The sequence below is a fragment of the Candidatus Seribacter sulfatis genome, assembly GCF_964187635.1.
GTDB classification, from domain to species: domain Bacteria; phylum Verrucomicrobiota; class Verrucomicrobiia; order Opitutales; family Seribacteraceae; genus Seribacter; species Seribacter sulfatis.
Genome location: NZ_CAXLMO010000105.1, coordinates 21502 through 27501, shown reverse-complemented (window position 1 = coordinate 27501; position 6000 = coordinate 21502). Strand labels below are relative to the sequence as shown.

Sequence of the window (6000 nt, the reverse complement as noted above, 5' to 3'; positions counted from 1 at the left end):
CCAATCGTTAACTGGACAAATTCACGGGCCATTTTCATTTCAGTCTCGTCATTTGAAAAACAGCTTTTGGAAGCTAATTCCACCGTAAATGCATACCAGTCTTTCCATAAAGCCTGATCCTGAGAATTACTCGATTGGTGTAAAGCAACCCCCATTTCATAGGTGTACCGGCCACTTGTCTTAATCTCCAAATTACTGCCTGTGACCTCTCCGGCCACCTGATAATTTTCAGCTGATTTACCCGATCCAGAATGAAAGCCTATGGACACTCCAAAGCTTTCACAGACTTTCCATATGGGTTTTATCATTTCCCGCAATTGATCGTTATCGGGATAAGGAATATTCTTCTGAAACCCGAACGCAGGAGCCACAAAGTGAATCGGCATTCCCATTTCAAATGACAGGGCAAGCATTACGGCAGTTGTCTCTGGGGTGGTTAAACCGGGCAATTCATCAATGGATAATTCCCTAAGAAAATCACATCCTAAATCTGTACTAAAATACTTCTTCCGGAAGCTCTTATATTTATCGTCACGAACCTTCATTTTTTGAAGAGCCGGCCAAACATATGCCAGTAATCCATTGAACTCGTCTACACTGGGGTGCAATCCCGCATTTTCTACCCTCTTTCTCGCCGCATCCACCAAATCATGCGGGACTTCCTTTTCGACGAAACGAGCTTTTGCCTCTTCTGATTCCGGGATAACCGTCTCAGCCAATTCAGGTGAAAGATCAAAAGTGATATAACTGGCAAACATACAACCAGCGACCAGTTGATCTTCTCTTTCATCGAACTTTCCCCCAATAGGTTGATGATCCGCATTAAAACTCCAGGAGATACCGAGTTTATGAAACCCATTCTTAAATTTTGCCAAAATACACCCATGGGTCATTCCCTCCACACTTTGGCCCTGATGCCCCTCCGGTACATCGCAGCCAATAAAAGGAAATGGTACAGTATCGAGGTTACCCGCAAGCATTTCATTCACATCATAGACCAGTTCACGAGGAATACTGTTCTGATTGGCGGTCAACCCCATGCCTAATCGGGACATAGCCCAATCCACCCCGTCCCAATGCAGGGTGGTAAAACGGGCTCCTATTCCCAAAGTTGATTTCCCGAGATTTCCCCGGGATGTGGGAAAAGCATTAGTTTCAGGATCGCTTTCCTGAAGCAAATTTTTTAATCGAACGAGGTTTTCAAAGGAAGCCGGGAAATAAATAAATCCTTCCGTGTCGAATCCATTATTCAATGGTTCAAAGTCCTCATTCATTCGATCAGGAACTCTCAACCTCCATGCATGATCTCCCCATTGGTCTTCCACTAGAGTCCATTCGCCGCACTCAGAAGAAAAAGTACTTCGTGAATATTCTGTTAACTCGGGAGTGCCATTCAGACCCTCAGTAAAACGGTCCCAATCCAGGCAGAAATCAGGACTTACGCATGGATTATTTTTTATCCAAATAGAATTCTCTGAAAGAAAGGCGTTTATTGAAGAATAATCAAAAATCTTAGGATCGCATGAAATCATAGCTTATACTCAAAACAAAAAGGAAGGCAAAGTCACCGAGAATTAAATGACAAGCTATTCCAAGTTCTCGTTATTCTTTGATTTCTCGCTTAATTCTGCGGCCAGTTTCTCGCTGGCAGCCACCTGCCTCTCGGCCATTTTCTTTTTTAACATTTCATCCCCAATCACACCCAACAAGATTACCACACCCAGAATTCCAAATTCCAAGTGAGTTGAAATTCCGACCATATTAATGGAGTTAAAAATTATCCTAATTACGGCGGCGGCAATGATAACCCCAAGGATTGAGCCTTCTCCTCCCCTTAGGCTGCAACCACCGAGAACAGCAGCTGCGATCGCAAAAAGTTCGTAAAATTCACCGGTCTGGGCAGGTTGAACTGAACCCAATTCAAAAGCGAAAAGAATTCCCGCAATTCCCGCAAAAAAGGAGCACAATACATAGGCTACAATTTTCATGCGATCGGTGTCGATGCCACTATAGCGGGCACCATCTTCATTATTACCTAAAGCATATAAATATCGACCCCAGACTGTCTTTCTTAAAAAGATCGAACCGGCCAATGCGAGAACCAATAGAAATAGTGCCGGGGTTGGCAGTTTGAAAAAGTCACCAATTGGAATTTGGCCGCTAAAGATATAATCAAGCATCAGGATCTGTTCCAAGTTTTCAAATCCTAGATCACCCTCCAACGGTACCGGCCCCAAGGATTGATTATCAGTCAACCACCGGCTTAAGCTTCGGTAAATCAACAGTCCACACAGTGTTACTACAAAGGGCTGAAGCTTCGCCTTGGTGATTAGCAAGCCGTGAATCAATCCAATCAAAACCGACATGAGTAAAGTTAACCCAATCGCCACAATCGGATCGAGGCCCTGAATTTTCGTGAAAAAAGAAAGCACCACTGCAACCAGCCCAACCACCGAGCCTATGGATAAATCAATTCCGCCCGTTATGATTACAAAAGCGACCCCGATACTCATCACACCATACAAACTCGACCACTTGACCGTATTTTGCATGTTGTATGCGGAGAGAAAATTGGGATCTGCAATTGCGGTAATTACAAAGACCGTGACCAATAGACCGAATATTCCAAATACATTTTTTTTCATAATTTTAAGCCGTCAATGAGCCTCCTGTGGCAAGTTGCATAATTGATTCCTCTGACATTTGATTCTTTTGAAGTTCTCCTGAAATTCCTCCTTCGTGCATCACATAAACCCGGTCTGCCATTCCCAAGACCTCTTCCATTTCGCTGGAAACAAAAAGAATTGCGATCCCTTTGCCAGCAAGCTTTTCCATAAGCTTGTAAATCTCCCTTTTCGCACCGATATCAATTCCGCGGGTAGGTTCATCAAGCATTAGTAGTTTGGGATTCATGGCTAACCATTTCCCGAGGACAATCTTTTGCTGATTACCACCAGAAAGAAAACGGGCTGGTTGTTCAATACTGGGAGTTTTGATTTTCATCTGCTTGACCGCCACATCTGCGATTTCTCGTTCCTTTGAATGATCAAGAAAGCCCATTTTTTGATCCCGTTCCAGACTGGGCAGACTTGCATTCTCACGAACTGTCATAGGCAGAACCAATCCATGTTGTTTTCGATCTTCAGGAGCCAGTGCCAAACCGGCATGCACTGCGTCAGCTGGCGAACGGGGAGAAAAACTGACCCCCTGCACTTCCAACTCTCCACCAAGGGAGGGAGTGACACCAAAAAAAGTCTGTAATAATTCTGTGCGACCGGCCCCAACGAGCCCTGCAATCCCAACAATTTCACCCGCCCGCACCTCAATTGAAACCGGAACCTCAGGATAGGTTGGAGAAACCACATTGACCGCTTTGAGTACGCAATCCCCCGGTTTGTGAATTTCTCGGTCATAAAATTCACTCAATTCACGACCCACCATTAAGCGAACCATATTATCATGATTGATTTCATCTTTGGCTAATTCCCCTGCATTCTCACCATCCCGAAATACGGTTACCCGGTCGGAAAGTTCCTTTACTTCGCCCAATCGATGGGAAATGTAAATCACGCTGATTCCTTCATCACGCAAACCCTTCACCACTTCGAACAAGGTCTCGGTTTCTTTTTGAGAAAGACTGCTGGTCGGTTCATCCATGATCAAAACCCGGGCATTACAGGAGAGAGCTTTCGCAATCTCAACCAGTTGCTGCTTACCTATTGGTAACGATCCGGCAAGTGTTTCAGAGGGTAAGTTTAGACCGACTCTTTTTAAATGCCGCGTTGCTTCGGTATGTAATTTTTGTTCATTAATAAAACCTTTGCTCCCAGGTTCACGGCCCAGGAAAATATTGGAGGCCAGATCAAGATTGGAGGCCAGGTTAAGCTCTTGGTGAATAAGTGCGATACCCAAATCCATGGCCTCCCGGACATTCTTAAAATCAACTTTTTGCCCATCAATGTGGTAATCGCCGGAATCCGCCGGTTGAACACCGGCCAAGATTTTCATCAGAGTGCTTTTCCCCGCACCATTCTCTCCGATCAGTGAGATAACTTCACCCTTTCCGAGTGTCAGGGAAACTCCCTTTAAGGCAAGTACCCCGGGAAAACTTTTTTTTAGGTCTTTTACTTCAAGAAGCAGACCTGAACCTGAGCTCATTTACTCGGATTTCCCAAGTTCAGCCATTTCTTTCTTTTTGGCCCAAAACTCACCGATATTATCTTGGGTTACCTCGAGAAATGAAACTTCCTGATAAGTATTCTCTGGTTGAGTACCTTCCAGTATTTTCTTTAGCATCTTAATGGATTCATATCCATATTCCCAGGGTTGCTGGCTGATGGTGCCATAAGCATGCCCATCGGTAATTGCCTGAAGAAGCGCATCCTGTTCATCAAAGCCACAAATCTTGATGGCTCCTAACTTCCCCGCCTCCTTAATCGCATCGATGCATGAAGGGGAATTATATGCAAACAGCCCTACCATACATTTCAAGTCCTTGTATTTTGCGATCGCATCTTCTGCGTTACTTTTAGCTCTCGCTTTGTCAAAATTATCCGTACGGGTATCTAAAACCGTATATTTTGATCCTCCTGTGGTCAAATTGGTTGCATCCACCGGATCGTACTTCACCTGCTCCATGCTTTGTACAGGACGACCCAATAATTCATCGATTACGCCCTGCCTTCTTTGGCGGGCATTTAATTGCTCAAGACGGCCCACAAAGAGCATCACCTCACCACCTTCAGGCAGTGCTTTCTTAACCAACCCCCCTAAAGCTCGACCAGCCTTATAGTTATTCGTGCCGATAAAGACTAAACGCTTACTCTTGGGGGCATCCGAGTCGTTGGTAATCAAAATAGTATTTTCGGCCACCTCGTTTAAGAAGGGAGTTTGATTCTCGGCATCCACCGGGCTGACCGCAATACCGTCTATACCCTTTGCGAGTAGGGTTTCCATCATTCTCTTTTGGTCCACTACTCCTTTAGGAGGCATTAGGACCTCGCAATTGACACCAAATTCTTTTTCCGCAATCCGAACTCCCGCGGCACATAAATCCCAAAATGGATCCACTCCATTGGTCACATAGGCAAAGGAAACCTGGGAATCGGAACCTTCTGCACCGGGCTTTTCTCCGCAACCGAAAAAAGAACCAAGAATTGGCACGCATAAAAGAGATAGTATTTTGGAATAGGTCTTCATATTGATTTTTAATTAAGGATTAAATTTTTTACCAGGGGGTGCGGCCACCATTTACACACAAAGTTTGTCCGGTGATAAAGGAAGCCTCATCAGAGGCAAAATAGGAAACTGCATTGCCTACATCTTCAGGTTTTCCCCAACGACCGAGCGGAATCGTTTTTAAATATTCATCTTTTGCATCCTGCGGTTCATTTTCATGTCGCGCAGTGGGAATCCACCCTGGTGCCACTGTGTTCACAGTAATTCCATGCGGTGCCAATTCATTTGCCATGCTTCGACTCCACCCAATCTGCCCGCCTTTTGCCGCAACGTAAGCACTAAATTCGGGTACCGAGCAATGGAATACTTCACTCGTAATATTTATAATTCGACCATGTCCTCTTTTTTTCATCCCCGGTAAAACTGCGCGAGTTAGATGAAACGGACTCATCACAAAAAAATCATACATCTGACGGTAAAAATCAGCATCATATTCCTCAATGGGTTTTTGTGGCTGGTCCGGAGTTGCATTGGGAACAAGGATATCTAGAGAGCCAAATTTTTCTTCAACAGCCTCAACCAAGGATGAGATTTGCTCGGGGTTAGAAACATCTGCTCTCACGAGCATGGCGTGAATACCATCTGATTTTAACCCTGCCAAAGCCTTTTCGGCAGACTCCCGATCATTCAAATAATTAAGAACCACCTTGGCACCCGCTTTCCCTAATGCATGAGCAACCCCATATCCTAATCCTCGACTGCTTCCTGTGACAAGGGCGACTTTTTGTGATAGTGAAAAACTCATAAAATTAAGAATAAATA

At 44.6% G+C, this 6000-nt stretch carries 5 protein-coding genes; all 5 read right to left on the bottom strand.

Annotation, left to right across the window (positions count from 1 at the left end; all coding sequences use genetic code 11):
- Positions 1-1532: tagaturonate epimerase family protein (locus ACKPQ5_RS09775; protein WP_407678922.1), on the bottom strand; the 1532-nt coding region annotated here is incomplete at its 3' end.
- 54 nt (positions 1533-1586) lie between these two features.
- A complete protein-coding gene (locus ACKPQ5_RS09770; RefSeq protein ID WP_407678921.1) occupies positions 1587-2645 on the bottom strand; it encodes an ABC transporter permease in 1059 nt (352 codons plus the stop codon).
- A gap of 4 nt (positions 2646-2649) precedes the next feature.
- On the bottom strand, positions 2650-4158 hold the full coding sequence (locus tag ACKPQ5_RS09765; RefSeq protein WP_407678920.1) for a sugar ABC transporter ATP-binding protein: 1509 nt from the start codon (positions 4156-4158) through the stop codon (positions 2650-2652).
- Positions 4159-5199, bottom strand: coding sequence for a sugar-binding protein (locus tag ACKPQ5_RS09760; protein WP_407678919.1), 1041 nt, complete (start codon positions 5197-5199; stop codon positions 4159-4161).
- A 28-nt stretch (positions 5200-5227) separates the two neighbouring features.
- Positions 5228-5983 carry an SDR family NAD(P)-dependent oxidoreductase gene (locus ACKPQ5_RS09755; protein WP_407678918.1) on the bottom strand — a complete coding sequence of 252 codons (756 nt, stop codon included), beginning with the start codon at positions 5981-5983 and terminating at the stop codon, positions 5228-5230.
- Positions 5984-6000: the final 17 nt, after the last annotated feature.